We start from the raw sequence: 18,292 nt of genomic DNA on the forward strand, positions 1-18,292 counted from the left end.
AACCGAAACCTCATGGCTTTTGGCCCGCGAAGAACTGCGTTGCCTTTTTTAGGATCTCCCTCTCCTCCTTGAGGATGCGGTTCTCACGCCGAAGCCGTTCATTCTCGCGAGCAAGGTCCAGGTCCTTGTCGGGCACAACGTCAGTGTCGCGATGTGCCGTCACCCACTTGTTCAGCGTCGAAAGGCCAACGCCCAAATCTGACGCCACCTGTCTGCGTGTCAGCCCACTCGTCAGCGCGATACGCACCGCATCAGCACGGAATTCGTCTGTCCGTTTCAGTCCCATAGTTCGTCTCCTCTGTTGCAATAAATGCTATCAAAGGAGCGGCATCAAACCGCGACATGTCCAGTTCGTCTCTTTTACCAGCAGGGTTCCGTCGCAATCGGGGCCACCATAAGGGCCAAGTTTCGGTTCGAGGGTTTTGACATCGACATCATGGTCGAACTAATCACCCCTGGCCTGACGCCCTGGCAGGCTCTGGAGCTTCTTTACCAGGCGATGCGGGGGGAGCCGGGTTCACGCTACTACGACATGACCGAGCGTCAGACGCGGTGCGTGACGGTTTACTACGCCGACGGGATGCACCTTGACCTGTCGCCCGCCGAACTCATCGACGAATGTGATCCGCGTCGGAGCTTCATCTATCATTCGAAGCCTGAAGAACCTCGCAGCAGGGACTACAAGGTGCTGACCAACAGCTTTGGGTTCGCCGAAGAATACAATACAAACTGCCCGGTCGATCTGTCGTTCCAAAAAGAGTATGCCCGTCGGGCCCTCAAGGCTGACCGTGGCCTGATCACAATGCAGAAGGACGCAGACTCGCTGCCGGTGCCCGAGCACTCCACTGTTATAGGCGGTAAGTCAGCGGTCACCGTGGCGCTGCAACTGATCAAAAGAAACCGCAACATCAGGTGGGCCACCCGAGATGGGCGTATGCCTGCCTCTGTGATGCTGAGTTGCCTCACGCTGGAGGTTGCCAAGGACGGCCGGACAATCGGTCAAAACCTCAGGTTTATAGCCCAGCACATTCTTGACCGTTTGCTGCGGGCTAAAAGCGCCGGGACGCTGATACATGTGGAGAACCCGCGATGCCCCGGCGACATTTTTTCGGACCGTTGGCCGGAAAACCATGCCGCCCAAGACACGATGATCGCGGATATGCGGTTGTTCTTGGATCAACTCGCTGTCCTCCTAGATGATAGGCGCCCCCTGCGTGACCGGCGTGACATTCTGAAGGCGATGTTCGGCGAAGATGTCGGCCAGTCGGTGGTGGACGAACTGGAAAGGGAAATCGGCGAAGCCATCCGCACCGGTCGGCACGGCTTCGGTGCTCTCGGTGGACTGGCCATGAGCCCGACCTCCGCCAAGGCCAAACCGGCTGTTAAGCCTTCGACTTTCTACGGCACCAAGTGGAGGCTTTGATGAAGTCCCTGTTGGCACAGGTGAATGCGATGCAGCGGGATTGGCCGCAGTTCCATGTGACATTGGGGATTGGGCCAAAATCCGTGATCTGGTTCGGCGATCTAAAGGGACTGGAGCGGCAGTTTCACGTCAGCATTGAATATGGCTTGCCGCAGGACGGGCGAAACGACCAATGCCGCCTTATGCCCGTTGTTCGTGTCCTTAGGCCCTCATTGGTTCCGAACTGGGAAGCCGAAGAGGAATCCCCACTCCCACACGTTTTTTTCGAACCGCCGGACATAAGGCTGTCGCCGCTTTGCCTATTCGACCCCAAGGCGAGAGAGTGGGACCCGACCATGTTTATCAGCCGCACTATTGTTGGCTGGACGGTTCGATGGCTTGCTGCCTACGAGTTCTGGGAAATGACTGGTCGGTGGATAGGAGGTGGACGCCACGACGAAGATGGAACCGAGAAAGGTGAAAACCATGCCGCGTGACGACGATTATGATCACACTGTTCCACGCCGTTCTGACGGAACCAGACAGACACTCAGACCGGTCCAGCCGTGGCCGTCGGGAAAGCCGTTCAAGATACTGTCCATCGATGGCGGTGGCATTCTGGGTATTTTGCCCTGCATGATCCTGGCCGAAATCGAGAAACGATTCCTGAATGGTGAACCCATCGGCAAACATTTCGACATGATCGTCGGAACGTCAACCGGCGGGATCATTGCGTTGGGTCTGGGCCAGGGCAAGTCTGCCCAGGAAATTTCCAAGCTCTACATTGAACGTGGCCGTTTCATCTTCCCGGGCAATCGTCTGACACGATGGCTCCGTGGTTGGGCGGGTTGGGCGTTCACACCATATGATCGTGGCAACCTGGAGAAAGAGCTTCGTCGGGAGTTCGGTGATGTATTCTTCGGGTCGTCGTCCGTCCCGATCTGCATTCCATCATTCGACGGTCGGTATGGTGAACCTTATGTGTTCAAAACCCCGCACCACCCGGACTACAAGAAAGACCAACATGAAAAACTCGTAGATGTCGGGCTTTCCACAGCGGCAGCACCCACGATCTTTGCGGCGGTGAAGAGAAATGGCTATGTGTTCGCCGACGGTGGTATTTGGGCTAACAACCCGGCAATGATCGGTGTGGTAGACGCTATGACCTGTTATGACATTGATCGCACCCAAATCAGGCTCCTGAGCCTTGGGTGCGGCCAAGAGAGCTACCGTATGCACTGGCGGCACCGTATAGGCGGACGGCTGGTCTGGGCAGGTTTCTTTGTCTCTTCTGCAATGCGGGCTCAATCCCACAACGCCCTAGGTCAGGCTGGGCTGTTAATCGGTCGTTCCAACATGGTCCGTCTCGATGCCCCGGAAGTAGCAAGCCGGATTGGAATGGATGACGTTGATCGGGCATTAGTTGAGATGCCTCCGGTTGCCAGATCGCTAGTGGAGGGGGCGGGACACCGGGTCGCCGAACTATTCTTGTCCCGTGATCGTATCTGCATGTAGGAGTTTCTATGAGCCCCAACATTGGAGGCCTTTCTCAGCGTTATCGGGGTGATCTCTAATGCGTAGGACTGCCTGCCGGGGAAGCCCGGTACACTTTTGAGATAGAAGTGGTCCCGTTGCCAAGATCGATCATCTCTCGAACTACGTTGAAGATGCGTTGGTCAAAACTAGGTTTTCTGCTTCGGTACCGCCTTCCATTGTCCTTGGCGAGTTCGATTCCGGCCTGCTGACCGGGCTTCTTAACCGGCGATACGCGGCCCGTAGAGCAGATTCTAGCTGTCGAATAATGCGGCCCGGTGGTCTGGGGCCTGTAAACACTTATTACACAGCCAGAGAGCCGGAGAATGGCTCTGCGGCGTTTTTGGCCGTTTGCCGGACCGAGGCTAGTCATAGATTGGCTCTGGCAAAGCGTGTCCGTCTTCGACGTAAGCATCCCACAGGCATTCGACGGAATCCTGGATCAGCGCCCCATACGGCAAACGGGTGTATGCCTTGAGTGCGGCGAGTTTGGCCCGCACCTCTGGCGGGACGGAACGGATCGAGAGTTTCGTGTTCAGGGTCTGCATGTTTACACCTCCTATCCGTATTTAGTTCGGAGGTGGTTGAAGAAGCCGTAGTACACGAACGAAGGCGACGGGCCTATATATTACTGTTGTCCGCCAAAAGTCGGGCGGCAGATACCGGTCACGAATTGAGAGATCGGACTATTAGGAGACCGAATTTGGCCGCTGCAACCAGAAATACTTTTGCCCGGGATATCAGTACGGGTCCGAAGATGGAGCTTTCCAATCGGCTCACGTCCCTGCAGTTCAACCTTTGGAACATGAAGGTGGGGCAGTTCAGGATCGGATCAGATGAGTGGTTCAGGGCAATGATGAAATTCCTCAAGCACGCTGGGTACAGCGAACTCGAAGGGATCAAGCTCTACTATGGCAAGCCATGGTTCTTTCGTGAAAAGCAATCCCTGCTGACCAAACTCAGGTATGCGTTCGACCGCAGCCACCCCAACCGGAAGCGACGTGGCAAGGAACCTAAACTCTCGCGCAGGGTGAATAGAGTGATGAAGCTTCTCAAACGCTGCCCACGCTCCCGACTGTCTTTTGTCACAATAGTCTGCAACATCACCCTGACCAAGGAGGAAGCCCTGAACGCATCCTGCTCAGCAGGGTTAAAGCTGAACGGCTTCATCCATCGCCGGTTCGACAACGCAATCTGGATGCTATTTCCCGAGGTAGATTTGAAGCTGGCGGGCGACGTGGCCGATGGGTTGCTTGTGGACAGTACTTGGGCAAACGGAACTGATGACACGCATCTGGTCTATAAGGTCCACTTCCATGGCATCATGTATGTGCCGAACATGTCTCCGTCTGAGGTCGAACATGCATTCAGGTTCCGCCGCGATGGGAAGCGGAACAAGGCCTTCTCCGGGGTGAACCAGGTACGGGCTATCGCAGTACATGACGAGCCGGGCCGAGGTGAGACCGATCCGGATGTCATGGGCTGTATCGGCTACTCGACAAAGTGTCACTATCGGCCACCGACAAAGGCTCGGATGCTTGAAGGCTTCGCCGAATGGATTTGGCTGACCGACAAGATCATGTCCGATCCTTCACTGATCCGAATCGGTGGCGTGGACAAGGGTATCACCTATCATTGCAAGGACTGCGATGCATGGCACAAAGAAGAGGGAGAATGTGATTGCCAGCCTCTCTTCGAGATAGATTATGACTTCTATGACGACGAGATGGATTCAGAGGTTGGTACAGTCTCGGTTCCTGGATTAGGCCTATCCTTGGAGGAGGGTATTGATCTAAACTGCCCAAGCTCAAGCTTCTGGGTTCGTTTGCAAAACCGGGTCCTGTCGAAAAGTGCTGCGGCGATGGATTTGGTGGCTAGGTTCGCAACCTGGGTCACCAGAATCTCAGGTCAGATCAGAGGTCCATAAGGCGAAAACGCCGCTCCTCGACACTACATTCCACGGTTCTTATCCACGAATCGGCCCAAGTGAGGAGCCGAGGTGAGAAGTCATTGTCGATTGCTGGCGAAACAGGCGACTACCGGGCCGATCCGGGCAGATACCGATACAATGTCGGCACCGACACTCCCACTGCCGCTGCAGCATCTTTAACCGCAGCCCCGTTGGACAACAACGTACGCACAGCCTCGATCTTGTCGTCCGTCATCCGCCTGGGCCTCCCACCTGTCCGCCCTTTGGCCCGGGCTGCGGTCAGCCCCACCATGGTACGCTCCCGGATGAGATCGCGTTCGAACTCGGCGATAGCTGCCATGAGATGGAACAACAGTTTGCCGCCTGGTGTAGTCGTGTTGATTTCCTCGGTCAGGCTGCGAAACCCGGTCCCTTTGGTCTTTAGGCTGTCCATCAGTTCGATCAAATGCGGAAGGCTGCGGGCAGCACGATCCAGCTTGAACACCACCAGCGTGTCGCCCTGACGAAGGAAATCCAAAACCTCCGCTAAAATCGGACGGCCTCTCTTTGCCCCCGATGCAACCTCAGAAAACACTCGCTCGCAGCCAGCGGCCTTCAAGGCTTCTACCTGGGCATCCCTATTCTGGTCCTGTGTCGAGACCCGTGCGTATCCAACCAGCATCATCCCTCCTTCTCGAAACTCATGTCCAAGATGCCGGGATCGCCGATTCGAATCGATATGGGTTTTTGAGAATTCCCAAACGTGACACTAGAGGGTCACAGCGGTACGCAATTCGAGAACTCGAAAACGACCGTTTTCGATACATTAGACCAATGCTTCGCTGTTGGGGAAATGACGACATTCATGTGATTGATCTGCCTTGCGTTGATTTATTCAACTGACGTTGATGAGTATCGTGAGGTGTCAGTCGGGATCCGTTCACTTGACAACAAGTGCGCAGGAACCGGGCCGATCTGCAACTTTCGCTGCCACTCGTAGTTCTCCGCCCTTTCTAGAATGGACGGAGACACTTTAGGTGCTGGAACTCGTGAACTTGCTTCGAATGCCGGCTTCGGCCTGCATACTTAGCTATTCACTAATTATGATCTTAAGCGTTAGAGCCGCTCAAAGTCGGAGGAATTGACGACGAATCAAGAAATGTCCGGACTTGGTCAAGATCAACATCCACCTCGTCGAACGGAGGAGAGTTCGGATTGGTTTCGGCGGCGGCCGGCAAATCGGATCGCGATAGCGAAACTAGTCCTGCTTCAAACAGATCAGCCTCTTCTTCCCTGCGGCGAAGAAGTCCACGGACATTGGGCAAGCCCTGCCAGAGGCGCTTCATGGACCGGATCAGGCTAGGTATCTCTGACAGCCTGCCACTCCGGATCGCCGTGCGAATTAAGCGCATCTCACGATACCGTTTTCCGTGCGCCTGAAAACTTGGCCCTCGGTTGAAAGTGAGGCTCATGAGTGCGGCCAGGCATTCGCCGGAGAGAACTTCGAGAGCCGGTTTGCCGAAATGGCGCTGCAACTGGCCGTAGACTTTCGGTAGCGAATGTCGCTCAAAAACCTTGACAGCCGCCTCGAATGGCACCGTGACGTGACGGACACCCGGAAGGACCGCAGCAGCATTCGCTTTCGTCCGGCCAAGACAGGCTTCGAGCGCACGAAGATCGGCCTCGCTGAGGAGGTCGCCCCAGTTGGCACGAAATTCCTCTCGCGTCTTGTAGCCGAGATCATAGCCGATCCCAATTGTGACCCCCGATGCAGCCCCGGGAAGGATCGGGTGCGTCAGCTTCTGTTCGTAAGTCGCCTTGCTCGATACTTCATGGGCAACGATGAACCGGTAGCCCTCAGGCCCGAGGCGGCCGAGTATTGCCGTTTCATCTGCCAGCAGGGTCTCGGCCGTATCCAGAATGAGCGCCTCCGGCAGCGGCAGGTCTGGTTCGAAATCCTCAACGCCAGTTGTTGTTGCAACTCGGAATTCGGCCGTACTTAGTCCGGCATATGTTCCAGTTTCCACTTGGTTGTCCAGATCCGGTTGATGATCGATTTCAGCCGGTCCTTGAGAGCCAGGCTGATCGGTAAGTAGCCGCTGCAAGATGGCCTCGGCCTGACTATTGCCCCTGCCACGCTCCTTCAATAAATCGCTGTAGATATGAGAGATACGCACCCCCCTATTGGCCAGCACGCCGTCGCGGATTGTCGGATGCGGCACGTAGCGGTGATGTAAAGCCACAACCTGCCATTCGGTATTGAACACCGCCGCCCCGGACGATCCCGGCAGCGTGTCGGTTGTGTAGTACACACCAGAGTCGACACGTCCCATGATGAAACTGTTGCGCACGGCGATCGCCTTGGGATTGCCGCCAGGATGCTGGACGATCGAGACTGGCTCGAAATTCAGAGCCTTACCCGATTCGCTGATTAGTTTCAGGTGGCCATAGTTCTCCAGGTTCACGCCGTTGGCGTTGACCAGTTCGACCGAGCAGAAGGCGTAGTCCGCGTCTACCGAAGACCAGTAGACGTCATCCGTAATTCGGAAGCGAACCTTTTGTATCAGCGTTCCGTCGAGATTGTCTTCGTCATCGAGGATCAGGAAGGAACGGCGAGCGGTGGCGGCGTCCTCGAGAACGTGTTGGTTGGTCAGAAGCAGTCCCGGTGCCACCATGAATCCGGTGCCGTGACCAACATGCGTTCCATGCTGGTTTACGACCTGGATTCTACCGATTGCACGACTGGCCTTATAGCCATTCAGCAGCATTTGGACCGGTTCGATTTCCGATCTGCCGAACAGTGCTTCGAGCAGATTGATTTCGATCAGCTCCTGCTCCGGAAGGGCCAGCGTGCCCATCGCATCTGTAAGGCGGAACTCGCCTTCGCGGGTCATTGCGGAAGGCCGCGTACGCATCCGGTTGGTTACGTGTTCTTCGGTCTGGCCCCGGCGATGCGGATCGCCGAGAAGGCAAAGCACATCTTTGATATGCTTGTGCACATGGGGATCGCGAAAGCACAACCATTCGGATTCTGGGGGAAGGTTGCGAACCGACGCCTTGACCGCCTCGAAATCGCTTTCAAGGGGATTGGCATAGGCTTGGGCGATGGCTTCCCGCATCTCGCGAGGTTTTTCCAGTTGGAGCCGGATGCGGCGAATCGGCCTGGCAGGTGAGAGCCCTGCACCGAATACCGCTTCGGAAGCGCCCTCCGTCACCGGAGTGGAAAGGAACTGGTCAATAGCGCCGGCCAGTTTGTCCGAAACCCGTCCAAACCCCGCAGCTTTGGGATGGATCGCGTCATACCAGCTGCCTCGATTGCGGCCATCGCGGTTCACTACGTCGAGAACGCTGACATGGGTGAAATTCTGGTTTTCAGCATCGAGATCTGCAAGTCCGGCATTGAAGCGGTCAAGGAGAACGGCGATCGCATCGCAGGCGCGTTCCTGGGAATAACCGGCCTTCTTGAGATACGGCCAGAGCCAGGGCCCTTTGTCTATTTTGGCGAGGTAGTCGTAACCAGGGGCGAACACCAAGACTTCGGGCAGCCGCTTGGCCAGAATACTCAGCATTTTCTGGTATTCCGCAAAGACATCGGCCAGCATCTTTCCGAAGACGGGCTCATTGACAAGATCCTCGACGGGGAGACTGTCATCGTTCTTGCGAAGGACCTTGGCAATCCTGCCGTTTCCGAGAAAATCGTTGCCCCCGCCGCAGAACAGGAACACGCGCGCACCGAGGTCTCGGAGAATATCGACATAGCCGTCGCCAGCAAGCATGTTCGCCACTGTATCGCCTGCAGCTGCCATTGACCGGACGTTGAACCTGTTCTTGCGCAGATGATCGAGCGTATCGGTGATCATCTGGTGAAGAAACCAGCTGTCGCCTTCCGCGACGACGGTCGGCAGTTCGGGCCGGTTTCGGCGATCACGACGGAATTCGGCGAGCCTGATCGCGTTTGCGATCCGATTTGCGAGATTTAGAAGCTCAACTCCTTCCTTCGCCGGGTCAGGTTCGATGCCGGTTTCGCGACAGAATGCGTCGATGTCGCGGAGCTCCAGATGCTCAGCCATTTCGCCGTCGCCCTGAACCTTGTCGGAATGTTCGGCCAGGATTTCGGCAAGCTTGTGAAGCCCGTCGATATCTTCGGTTTCGACGAGCCGGTCCAGCAGGTTGTCAATGGTTGCGTAAGCCATGGTTGTTCTCCTGAAATTGAGAGTTTTCGACAGCTGAATGCACGACCGTGTCGTGCCAATCAGAAATCGAGTGCCGCGATGTAGCGGTCGGTGTGACCTTGGAGTTTCGCGGCAAGCGCGGAATTCATCGATTCCAGCAGATCGGCGTTAGCCGTCATCGTCCTGCTTGCGAGCCTGAAGCTGACATCGATATCGTTCTTCTTGAAGAACAGGATCTGTAGCCGCTCCTGTCGGGCCGAGAACCGGGCCGCGGCGAAGCGCAGTACCACGGTCCCGTTCTGCTCTGCGGCAGTTGCGAAGCGGAATTCGGACACGTCGTAGCGTCGGCTTTCACGTTCGAACAGCGTGATCCACGGCACATCCTCCTGCATTTTCCGTATCTGCTCGATGGCCTTGACGATGAGCGACGTGGCGGTGACCGCCGGGCCGAAAGCGGCAGTAAGAAATGGAATGATCGCCTTGTGAACGGCCACGTTTTTTGCCGTGCGTTCGGTGAATACCTCCCGGCCATCGGTGCTGACCCAGTTCAGTCCGCTCAGCACCATGTGATGCCGTTCCACCCACAAGTCAGGAGAGATCGCGACGCTGTCGGCGCTTGCGACTTTCTGCGCCGCCGTCAGGCACAGCGCTACGCTGGCCCGCAATTCGCGGGAAAGGCCGGCCTCAAAACCGATCAATGTCGAGCCGCTGATGACCCCATCAGGCAGATTGTCGATGTCGAGCTTCTTGTCGTACAGCTCCGTCACCGCCAGCGGATCGGGCATCGGAATAGGCAAGTTCTCGATATAACTCGGAATGCTTGCGTCAAGCATGTGACGTCCCCCTTTGAAAGACTTGTTTGACTTCGCGTTAGTCAGCCTGTCACGAACCGCGTTATTGCTGCGTTACCTGCGCAAAGCCACGAGGGTGGCGTCTTAGCAATGAGGGGATTGGTCGTTGCATGTGGCGTTCGGAGATCACCCTGGCTTCGGGCCGCGGCTGGACCGCACCGTCAGGGATGGTCGTGGAACTGTATCCCGGTCCGTCTAGATGTGAGCGCGTCGCGGCTGAAAGGGTTCACGTTTTCAATCCAACCCGCGAGGCAGCGTTTGCGATGCAAATGCCTTCGTGGGTTGAGGGGAACATGATTTGGCGCGACATGTCTAGTATCCTTCGCGGGGCAGTCTCTGCGGAGCCGGCTCTTGGATCCGGCCTTCGCCGAATTTGGCAAAGGAGGCATCCTGCGCAGAACAGCCGCCGACTTCCCGATAGTATGCCGGTTTCGAATTGTCTTCGAAGTCACGAGCGGCAGTTTTCAGAATATCTTCGGCGCCCTTGTGGCCCTTTTTCAGTTTTCGCCAGGACTCCGCAACGATGCGCGTTGCCTGCGCTGACGCAAAGCTTGTGCCGACCAACGCAACCTTCGTTCCGTCTCTCGCCCCTGCCGCGAGTTTGCCGCGAAGCACGACAGAATTGTCTGTAGGCAAGGCCGCTGTCGGCGCGCTTCTGGTTCCAGGTGTCCCGTATCTTGCAGCCCCGGTTGCAGAGTAGATAGCCGGCATGCCGTTCGACAACAGATATCCCCCGACCGTAGAAGCAAATCCGTGACTGGCGCCTGCATTAATCGTGCCGTGACGCAGAACGCCGCTACAATCTTCGGTCGACAGCCATTTCTTTTGAATCGGATCCCAGCGGATCGAATCCATCCCGCTGCCCCTGGCGTCGTGGGTCTTATATTTGGCTCCGTCCATGTACGACCGACCCGATGATCCGGCAACAGGCAGCACGGACTGGTCTGTCCGAACGAATGCATCCACGGATATTGTCCTATCGCCGAAATTTTTCAATCTGACCGTAAAACATCCAGCAGGTGCCGCTCCTAGCCCTTCCGTTCTCGGGTCGCTAGGACCAGTTGCGATCAGATATCCCGGCCGCAGGTTTTCATCGTCTCCGATCCGGTCTATCTCGGACAGCCGGTATATCCGAACCGCAAACTGTTCCTTCCGGTCAAGCAACACGTCCTTGTATTTTCCCAAAGGGCCGATTTCCGCGGCCTTGAAAGGTTCGCCAAGACGCGCCATCGCAACCCCCAGCTTGACCTCGTGCTCACCAGGTTTTGCGCAGTCCTCCGCCCATAATTCGAGATGATTGTCGCTCTGGTCTCCTGGCAGAATTCGCCAGGGGATGTCGAGACATTCCTTCGGTTTGATTTCCCAGTATCCGGCAACTCTCATGAGATTGTCGTTGCCTGCCGGCATTACGATTTCAAATGGCGGATCAACGCGGGGAGGACCGCTAGGCCTCGAGTTTGTGCGGCGTCTGATCTCATCCTTGATGGCTTTCAAAATGACCGGAAATGCATCGCCGGATTCGCGCTTGGACCCGGCCTGCCGGCCGAAAGCGAGGTTGCAGATGGTCGGGAAACCGTAAGGCTCGAGATTTTCAGGTGGCTCCTTTTCTGATATTGACCATAGCTTCCAGGAGACCCGCTCCACCTGCGTCACGGCGAGGAACATGACAATGTCAAGCAGTTCTCCGGCCTCGCCGAAATCCCAGCGCGGCGGGACGCCAACAGTAATGATCCCGACTTCACGCGCAAACTGACTGGCCGGATCGGCGCCGGCAGCGACGTCCAGAACGTGCGCACCATGCGAATGACGGCTGAGCAACGCCCTGTTCCCTCGCGGATCCTTCATCTCAAGTGCGCCTATTTCTGTATTGAAGCCTCGGGTATCGAGTTCTCCGTGAAGGTCCCCTCCGGAGTATTTATGAAGAAGCGCGTCAATTTCGGATTTCACGAAACCTCTGCCGAAAGTAACCCCGCCGTCTTCGATCAAGGGAGGAAAGTTCATCTGGTAATGGTAGAGCACCCTCGATCTGCCGTCCTCGTCTCGAAAAGCCAGGTGCCCGAGCGGGATATCGGTATCGATCACCGCCACGATTGCACGCAGGCCTTTGGTCACCGGCAGCGAATTCACGCAAACATCAGGGAGCAGGCTTGGCAGAACAATGGGCAGAATGATTCTCGGGGAACTGGGTTCGCCTTGAAATTTTCTTGCTTCTCGATCTAGCCGCACCTGTTCGGAGAACTCCTCGATCCACCGAGGTCGCCAGATTTCACTGGCCTCATCCGGGTCCCCGGGTGTCGGATTGCCTTCGGCGTCCAGTCTCTGCAGCCAATGCATATAGGGAAAATCTGTGAATTCCCTCCAATCGCTCCAACCGGGTTTGCCCGGGCGCCAGCTTCCATTCGATCCCTGCCTGGAAGTTGTCATTTCCATTCCTCGCAAGCCAGACGGAACTTTTCAGCGAACAGGGCCGGTTTCGAGACATAGCCTTTTTCAGTGTTCGAATAGTTGTTGTCGTACCAATCTCGGGTAAAATCCTCATCCGGATCGAGTTGAATACCTTTGCCATAGTCGAATTTCTTCAAGTTCCGATTTTTCACGATTGCCAGAAGCACGTTCCCGATCTGAGATCCGAGAACTGCGCCGGCGGCGTTATCTGTCGGGAAATGCACCCCAGCCACAATGCGGTTGGCTGCAATCCTGTGAGCAAGGCGAAACAACTTGCGATGCGTCGCGTCCTTGCCCTGTTGTGGGCCCGATCCGGACTGGATCATCGCGTCCAGAACGGTCGCGATCGCGTAGGCTTCGGTAGCGTGTCCTGACGGAAAACTCGAGTGATCCGGTGTCTGAATCAAAGGTTGAACTTTGGAGCTGAAATCGACCGGACGTGGCGCACGGACCCGGTGTTTTATCAGCATCTCGAGCATGTAGCACAGCGACTGAGTGATCTGCAGAACCTCCAGGCTGTGTTCTCGACGTGATGAGTTGAGATGCACGATCGCACCGAAAAAAGACAGGATATCGACTGTCTGCGCGAGAATCTCAGCATGGCGGTCGCTTCGGAGATCGGCATAGGCTCTCAGCCACTGCAGTTGCTTGACGAAGTACTCGTTCTCTGGCTTGACGAGTGTAGCAATCTTCTTTCCGCCAAGTTTGAGCTTTGCAACTCCGCCCCGGAGACCTTTGACTTGGAAACGACTAATGAGTTCAGCCAAAATTACCTGATGGCGCAAATTAGGCGAAAGGTATTCCACTGACTTAGTATTGTGTACAAGTTGCGGATCAGGATTGTCCGCTTCGCCATTCCAGTAGCCCATCGTGCCGTCATGGCTAACTGTCAGCGCGTGGCTGAGAATTGACGACGGGATCCCTCCCGCATGCATCAAGCCGTGAGCCCCACCATGCGCCCCGCCATGAGCTCCGCCGTGCGCCCCGCCATGCGCCCCGCCGTGCGCCCCGCCATGCGCCCCGCCATGCGCCCCGCCAGAAAAGAAACCTCCAGTCATCGGACTAATCCCCTCAATAAATGACTCTGTCACTCTGAATGATCGAGTCTGCGTCTTGCAACCCTGACGAGAAAGAATAACAATAAAAAAACGTTTGAATGATGGGGCGGGGATTCGCCTCTTGTACTTTATGCTAGACAGTCGTGCGCGGAAATGGCGTACGCATGAGGTGAGATCATGGCAGATTTGAAGCTGACCATCCACCTGAAGGGCCGTTTTCGAGTTGTAGATCCGGACGGGAACGATCTGTACTTGCGCGGCGCTAAACTGCAGGGCTTAATTGCACTCTTGGCCACTGAAGACCGAATGGCTCGGACTCGAGTTTGGTTGCAGGATAAGCTCTGGAGCAACCACAATTCGGATCACAGTGCAAATAATCTTCGCCAAGTACTATTCAAACTCCGCAAGTCTCTTGGCCCGTTTCGGGACATATTACGCGCTGATCGGGAGCTGATTCATCTCGACCATACCCAGGTAAAAATTGAGACCGGGGGTGACGGCATCTTCCTCGAAGGCATCGACATTCGAGATCAGGAATTCGAAGCCTGGCTGGCGGCAAAACGAGCTCGTGACAGCACGGGGGAGATTGGCGAACGGCCTGAAACAGCTGCTCCGAAAAGTGTAAGTCCCTGCGCCGCAATCATCCCGGTTAAGCATGTTGCCGATCACAGACTTACGCGCCAGCTTTTGATCGAAACTTTCAACGAACCCAGTACATCGCTCGGTCGCTTCGAGCGTCATGTCGCTGACATGATGTGCCGGTCTCTGCGCGAGTTTCTTGACCTCGACCTCATAGAACCAGGCCAGGAGGCGGATGGGCGTGGTGTCGTTGTACTCAATCTTCATGCCTATCCAGGCGACGAAGGTCAAACAGGTCTGCGAGTAGCGGTTTACGAAGGTACCGGCCATGGATCGCGCTGGGCGGACAGTACAACCGGAATCTTTGCAGGAAACGGGCAAGACATTGGGTGGCCGTATCGTCGTCTTTGCCACCGTGCGTGTGATGCCCTGTTGGGGTACATTACCTTGCATCATTCCCGGAAATGGTCCGGTCCTGTTCAGGATGCAGATATTCTTGCCTGGTCCGCTATGCGGAGAATGTACTCGATGTTGCCCGGAAGCATCGGCGAAGCGACCGTTCTGCTGCAACAGGCCCTAGCGGTGCGGCCACGGGGTCTCTACAATGCGTTGCTGGCCCAGTTGGCAGTGATCAACTACGTGGAGTCGGGCGGTCAGCAGCGAGACGAACTGGCAGTTAGAGCGGACGAACTTTGTGTGCATGCAATGGCCGAGGAAGGGACAAATTCCAATGTCTTGGCCGCGGTTTCTCATGCGAGATTGGTTTTCGATAATGACCCACAAGCAGCATCGGAACTTTCGCGACTCGGAGTGCTGGCTAATCCTGTAAATCCTATAGCTTGGAGCGCACGTGCAAATGCGCTTTTGAATATCAATGAAATCGGACAAGCCTATAAAGCCGCCCAGGCCGCTCAGTCGCTGTCGCAAAATACAAACTTCAGATTCTGGACCGAATTTCAGGTTGCGACAACGAGTATTGTTAATGGCCGGCTTGACGAAGCCATCGCCCGTTCGGAAAGGTCGCGGTTACTGAACGCACGCTACCGGCCTGCGCTGCGTTACCTCGTAGGCCTACACGTCAAGGCTGGGAATTTCGAAATCGCCCGAAACACTCTGGACCGACTACGACGAATTGAACCTGACCTTTCAATTGAACAGTTCACTCGCGACGATAGCTACCCCGTCTCGATGATGCGTAAGGCCGGCCTGGTGGATCCTTTCAAATTTGCCGATCTCTGATCTTGTCGGGTACCCGCGCTCTTGGTGCCGTCCGACTTGGACAGGTGGAAAACAAGTTGTCCGTAACGGCCGCCGAATAAAGAACGAAATAACGCTCGAGTAACGCCGTTCGTCTACGTCTCGTCATGGACTTGATGGGGGCTAAGATGTCCGACGAATATGAAAAGGAGAATTTCGAGAAATGCGTCGCCAAGAATGGGTGGCGCATTTGCCGAGAAGATCCGGCGCCAAAGACGGCAGGTCTATTATGCGAAACGCACTTGGGCTATCTGCAAAAGGGCAAATCCATCAAGTTTCGTGCAGACCTGAAAGTCTATCAGCGCAAACAACTCGAATTAATCAAACGTCTGATTGACCCTCTGGCAGGGAGGAAACACAAGGAAGAGGCCAAGGGCAGCGACGCCAAGGTCGAGAGGTTCCTCCTCAGTTTTCCCGCTATCTTCGCCCTAACAGGTACCTCCACCGTCCTGTTATTCGAGCAGGTCTGGACCACTGGCCTCGGCATCACATTACCCTTCGGTGCGGGCCTGTCCTCCGGCGTTTCGCCGCTTTTACTCCAGGTGATGATCTACCTCCTCGGTATGGCTGTGGCGTTCATCGCGCTTATGCTGCTTTTAATTGTGATTGTGCTCGCAATCTCACCAATTCTGAGCGTTCTTTACTTTATCATTCGCACGTCACCCATCTATGTTTGGCTATTGTTGTCGCTGACTAAAATGCTGAGCGCTCATAATTATTCACGGCTTCGGCCAGCTAATGACCGCATAGGCGAAGACAGATATCTGAAAAACGAACTCGCCCGGCAGGAAGCCTGGTCGAAGCTTGACGGCTGGAACCTCGATCAGGTCCAATTCTTCAGGAAGATGTGGCACTCCATGATGAAGCTGTGGGACCTTACGTGGAGGACGCTGTTCGGGGCCGAGCAAGTAACAATTCGCGCTGCCACGGCTAGGGCGACGGCCATTTTCGCGGCATTCCTGGCACTTAGCTATGCGACCTCGCGCCAAGCAGTTGCGCTTCGAACCCAACTTGAATTTACGGCGGAGGGAGCCGAAATGGCGCCCCGTAGCTGCGTCACGCTCCAGGCCTCTCTATGGACAGCGCTCCTTGGTGCCGACATCGGGATGAATGATGAGCAGGTGGAGCCCGCCGACGGGCTGATCCGCACTGACGAGGTCCAATCTGCCCTCGACGTGCTGTTGACGTTCCTCAGGGCTGAAATCCCCTGTGGCCGAATTACATTGGCCAGTTACGATGTTTTGGCGGTATCACCTCTTCTAGACGCATCGCTGCGACCAGACGCGCCACTGTCTGGCGAAGCGTTCTATCTGGGTCGTTACGGGGATTGGGTCGTCTTTGCTCCTCTGAACGATCCGACGAAGCGGGTTCTGCTCACCTCCCGGCAGGTCCTTGGATTCACGAAAATTGAGGAAGAAAATCTACCGAAGGCTGATCCGGTGCCGCCGGTGGTCAAGGTAGTCGAAGGGCGTGGCGATCAAGCGCTTCGGGAAAGCCTTTTCATGAACACAGCCCTCATCATGAGCACAGCCTTTGTTCTGCGGCAAGAGCAGTCCCGACTGCAAGATGAGTTGAACAGGCTGCGAGCCTGGGTTGAAGAAGGAGGGGGCGTTGACTTGCAGTCGCTAATTGACGGCATCGCCAAGGACAGACCCTGGCGAGATGACCTGGAAGCCGCTCAGAAGTGGCAAATGGATCTGACGCGATTCGTGACGTCTTCCTCGGAAAGACTACGCCTCACACAAAGCCACGACCTGAAAGAAGTGATTGAAGCTTTCACGCAACAGCTGGCCTCAGTCGCCACGCGTTCGATCGAGGTTACGATTGCGCCTCAGCAGTCAATACTCACATTCCCGGAAGAACTCGCCCAAGACATCTCTGACATCCGAACGGCTGCAGAAGATTTGTACAGGCACGTCGTTAAGGAAAGCGTCGGCTTGGGGACAGCATCAGCCCGTCCGCAGGTCGCCGGCCTTCTCTCTGAATTGATGATTGATTCGCCAGGCAATACCTGTAGCGAATCCGATCATCCCTCGTATCAAGTGATCTTCGGCGAAGGTGAAACACGGCCAGGCAACGCCGAGATTGAACGCATCGCGACAGATCTCCTAGAGATGAGGCCCCAAGGCGATGTCAATGGTCAGATCCTCGTAGAGATAAAAGGCTATGCCAGTGCCACAGGAAGTTCATTTCGCAATTCCGTAATTGCCGAAGCGCGTGCGGACAACGTCAAACGGGCGCTCGTAGAACAGATGTTTAAGGTCACGCCTCCCCAGAACGGGGATGAGGATGGGCCAGAACTTCTGACCAATGAGGGAATGATCGTGGTAGCCTACGGTGCCGGCGAAACCCTTGACGGCGTCGGCGCACACCACCCGCGGCGCGCCGATGTCTCAATTTGCTGGCTTATTGCACCGATAGCTCCCGGCCAGCCCTTCGAATCGGAGACATTGGAAGCAGAAATGCATTCCGATCGGCTGGACCTGACCGGCCCTTTGAACGACCACAAATAGAGAGGAACTCATGATGCAAAAACGTTTCCGGCAGGTTGCATTCTCGCGATGGGCACATGTTCCATGCCCGAGTAGCGCGCCTCGGTCGATAAGTTATACCAGCCGCAGAATCCATTGACTCCTTTTAGGGATTCCCACTGGGCAGGAAGTCTGACTCTATGGCGTTGAGCAACATGGAGGCGGGAATGACGGTGAATGTGACGCGTGAAGACCTTGCGGCGCGGGATTTGCGCTCGGCAGCCGGGCGGGTGAAGGACGGCAGGATGGCCCGGCGGATGCTGGCAATTGCGCTGGTCCTGGAAGGGGCCTCGCGCAAGACAGCCGCCGAGAGCTGCGGCATGGATCGGCAGACGGTGCGCGATTGGGTCCACCGTTACAATGACGAGGGGATTGCAGGATTGGCCAATCGCGGCGGTGGCGGGGTGAAGCCCCGGCTCACGCCCGATCAGATGGCGCGGCTTGCCGCCTGGGTCGAGGCCGGGCCCGACCCCGAGCGCGATGGCGTGGTGCGCTGGCGGCGGGCCGATCTTGCGCGCCGGATCGAGGCGGAGTTCGGCATCGCGCTGCACGAGC

Annotated in this window: 13 protein-coding genes and 1 pseudogene; 7 read left to right on the forward strand and 7 right to left on the reverse strand. The window is 56.2% G+C overall.

Annotated elements, in window-relative coordinates:
- A pseudogene (locus tag ACQY6C_RS14055) lies at nucleotides 1-286 on the reverse strand (transposase); the annotation flags it as partial.
- Nucleotides 287-436: 150 nt separating this feature from the next.
- Here ACQY6C_RS14055 and ACQY6C_RS14060 point away from each other — a divergent pair.
- Genes ACQY6C_RS14060 through ACQY6C_RS14070 form a run of 3 tightly spaced genes read left to right on the forward strand, consistent with a single transcriptional unit; the run spans nucleotide 437 to nucleotide 2,917 of the window.
- A complete protein-coding gene (locus tag ACQY6C_RS14060) occupies nucleotides 437-1,423 on the forward strand; it encodes a hypothetical protein (protein ID WP_427969792.1) in 987 nt (328 codons plus the stop codon).
- Nucleotides 1,423-1,899, forward strand: coding sequence for a hypothetical protein (locus ACQY6C_RS14065; protein WP_427969794.1), 477 nt, complete (start codon nucleotides 1,423-1,425; stop codon nucleotides 1,897-1,899). The genes ACQY6C_RS14060 and ACQY6C_RS14065 overlap by 1 nt, the downstream gene beginning before the upstream one ends.
- The gene (locus ACQY6C_RS14070) at nucleotides 1,889-2,917 is read left to right on the forward strand and encodes a CBASS cGAMP-activated phospholipase (RefSeq protein ID WP_427969815.1); all 1,029 of its coding nucleotides are present in this window, start codon (nucleotides 1,889-1,891) and stop codon (nucleotides 2,915-2,917) included. Before ACQY6C_RS14065 ends, ACQY6C_RS14070 begins: the two co-directional genes overlap by 11 nt.
- Nucleotides 2,918-3,300: 383 nt before the next feature.
- On the opposite strand, the gene ACQY6C_RS14075 is transcribed toward ACQY6C_RS14070, so the two are convergent.
- Nucleotides 3,301-3,483: a hypothetical protein gene (locus ACQY6C_RS14075; protein ID WP_427969795.1), complete on the reverse strand. Its 183-nt coding sequence runs from the start codon at nucleotides 3,481-3,483 to the stop codon at nucleotides 3,301-3,303.
- A gap of 155 nt (nucleotides 3,484-3,638) precedes the next feature.
- Here ACQY6C_RS14075 and ACQY6C_RS14080 point away from each other — a divergent pair, with 155 nt between their 5' ends.
- Nucleotides 3,639-4,862: a hypothetical protein gene (locus ACQY6C_RS14080; RefSeq protein ID WP_427969797.1), complete on the forward strand. Its 1,224-nt coding sequence runs from the start codon at nucleotides 3,639-3,641 to the stop codon at nucleotides 4,860-4,862.
- 109 nt (nucleotides 4,863-4,971) lie between these two features.
- Here the strand turns inward: ACQY6C_RS14080 and ACQY6C_RS14085 are convergent, their stop codons facing one another.
- The 5 genes from ACQY6C_RS14085 to ACQY6C_RS14105 all read right to left on the reverse strand — a co-directional run bounded on the left by ACQY6C_RS14085 (nucleotide 4,972) and on the right by ACQY6C_RS14105 (nucleotide 13,370).
- Entirely contained in the window at nucleotides 4,972-5,529 is a 558-nt protein-coding gene (locus tag ACQY6C_RS14085) for a recombinase family protein (protein WP_427969799.1), read from the reverse strand.
- A 424-nt stretch (nucleotides 5,530-5,953) separates the two neighbouring features.
- Nucleotides 5,954-9,037 carry a trypsin-like peptidase domain-containing protein gene (locus tag ACQY6C_RS14090; protein ID WP_427969801.1) on the reverse strand — a complete coding sequence of 1,028 codons (3,084 nt, stop codon included), beginning with the start codon at nucleotides 9,035-9,037 and terminating at the stop codon, nucleotides 5,954-5,956.
- A gap of 59 nt (nucleotides 9,038-9,096) precedes the next feature.
- Nucleotides 9,097-9,801, reverse strand: a complete 705-nt coding sequence (locus tag ACQY6C_RS14095; protein ID WP_427969803.1) for a hypothetical protein — start codon at nucleotides 9,799-9,801, stop codon at nucleotides 9,097-9,099.
- A gap of 378 nt (nucleotides 9,802-10,179) precedes the next feature.
- Nucleotides 10,180-12,291: a hypothetical protein gene (locus ACQY6C_RS14100; RefSeq protein ID WP_427969805.1), complete on the reverse strand. Its 2,112-nt coding sequence runs from the start codon at nucleotides 12,289-12,291 to the stop codon at nucleotides 10,180-10,182.
- On the reverse strand, nucleotides 12,288-13,370 hold the full coding sequence (locus ACQY6C_RS14105) for a vanadium-dependent haloperoxidase (protein ID WP_427969807.1): 1,083 nt from the start codon (nucleotides 13,368-13,370) through the stop codon (nucleotides 12,288-12,290). The genes ACQY6C_RS14100 and ACQY6C_RS14105 overlap by 4 nt, the downstream gene beginning before the upstream one ends.
- 177 nt (nucleotides 13,371-13,547) lie before the next feature.
- Between ACQY6C_RS14105 and ACQY6C_RS14110 the strand changes: the two genes are divergently transcribed.
- The 3 genes from ACQY6C_RS14110 to ACQY6C_RS14120 form a co-directional block, all read left to right on the forward strand.
- On the forward strand, nucleotides 13,548-15,188 hold the full coding sequence (locus tag ACQY6C_RS14110; RefSeq protein WP_427969809.1) for a hypothetical protein: 1,641 nt from the start codon (nucleotides 13,548-13,550) through the stop codon (nucleotides 15,186-15,188).
- A gap of 146 nt (nucleotides 15,189-15,334) precedes the next feature.
- A complete protein-coding gene (locus ACQY6C_RS14115) occupies nucleotides 15,335-17,719 on the forward strand; it encodes a hypothetical protein (protein ID WP_427969811.1) in 2,385 nt (794 codons plus the stop codon).
- A 158-nt stretch (nucleotides 17,720-17,877) separates the two neighbouring features.
- Nucleotides 17,878-18,292, forward strand: a 415-nt coding sequence (locus ACQY6C_RS14120) for a helix-turn-helix domain-containing protein (RefSeq protein ID WP_427969813.1), incomplete at its 3' end; no start/stop codon positions are given.

It is taken from the genome of Altererythrobacter sp., from assembly GCF_050299635.1.
GTDB lineage: Bacteria > Pseudomonadota > Alphaproteobacteria > Sphingomonadales > Sphingomonadaceae > Erythrobacter.

Coding starts and splice junctions, on each gene's coding strand:
- ACQY6C_RS14090 (WP_427969801.1), bottom strand. CDS start 9,037: ATGGCTTACGCAACCATTGACAACCTGCTGGACCGGCTCGTCGAAACC.
- ACQY6C_RS14070 (WP_427969815.1), top strand. CDS start 1,889: ATGCCGCGTGACGACGATTATGATCACACTGTTCCACGCCGTTCTGAC.
- ACQY6C_RS14060 (WP_427969792.1), top strand. CDS start 437: ATGGTCGAACTAATCACCCCTGGCCTGACGCCCTGGCAGGCTCTGGAG.
- ACQY6C_RS14110 (WP_427969809.1), top strand. CDS start 13,548: ATGGCAGATTTGAAGCTGACCATCCACCTGAAGGGCCGTTTTCGAGTT.
- ACQY6C_RS14085 (WP_427969799.1), bottom strand. CDS start 5,529: ATGATGCTGGTTGGATACGCACGGGTCTCGACACAGGACCAGAATAGG.
- ACQY6C_RS14115 (WP_427969811.1), top strand. CDS start 15,335: ATGTCCGACGAATATGAAAAGGAGAATTTCGAGAAATGCGTCGCCAAG.
- ACQY6C_RS14065 (WP_427969794.1), top strand. CDS start 1,423: ATGAAGTCCCTGTTGGCACAGGTGAATGCGATGCAGCGGGATTGGCCG.
- ACQY6C_RS14105 (WP_427969807.1), bottom strand. CDS start 13,370: ATGACTGGAGGTTTCTTTTCTGGCGGGGCGCATGGCGGGGCGCATGGC.
- ACQY6C_RS14100 (WP_427969805.1), bottom strand. CDS start 12,291: ATGACAACTTCCAGGCAGGGATCGAATGGAAGCTGGCGCCCGGGCAAA.
- ACQY6C_RS14095 (WP_427969803.1), bottom strand. CDS start 9,801: ATGCCCGATCCGCTGGCGGTGACGGAGCTGTACGACAAGAAGCTCGAC.
- ACQY6C_RS14075 (WP_427969795.1), bottom strand. CDS start 3,483: ATGCAGACCCTGAACACGAAACTCTCGATCCGTTCCGTCCCGCCAGAG.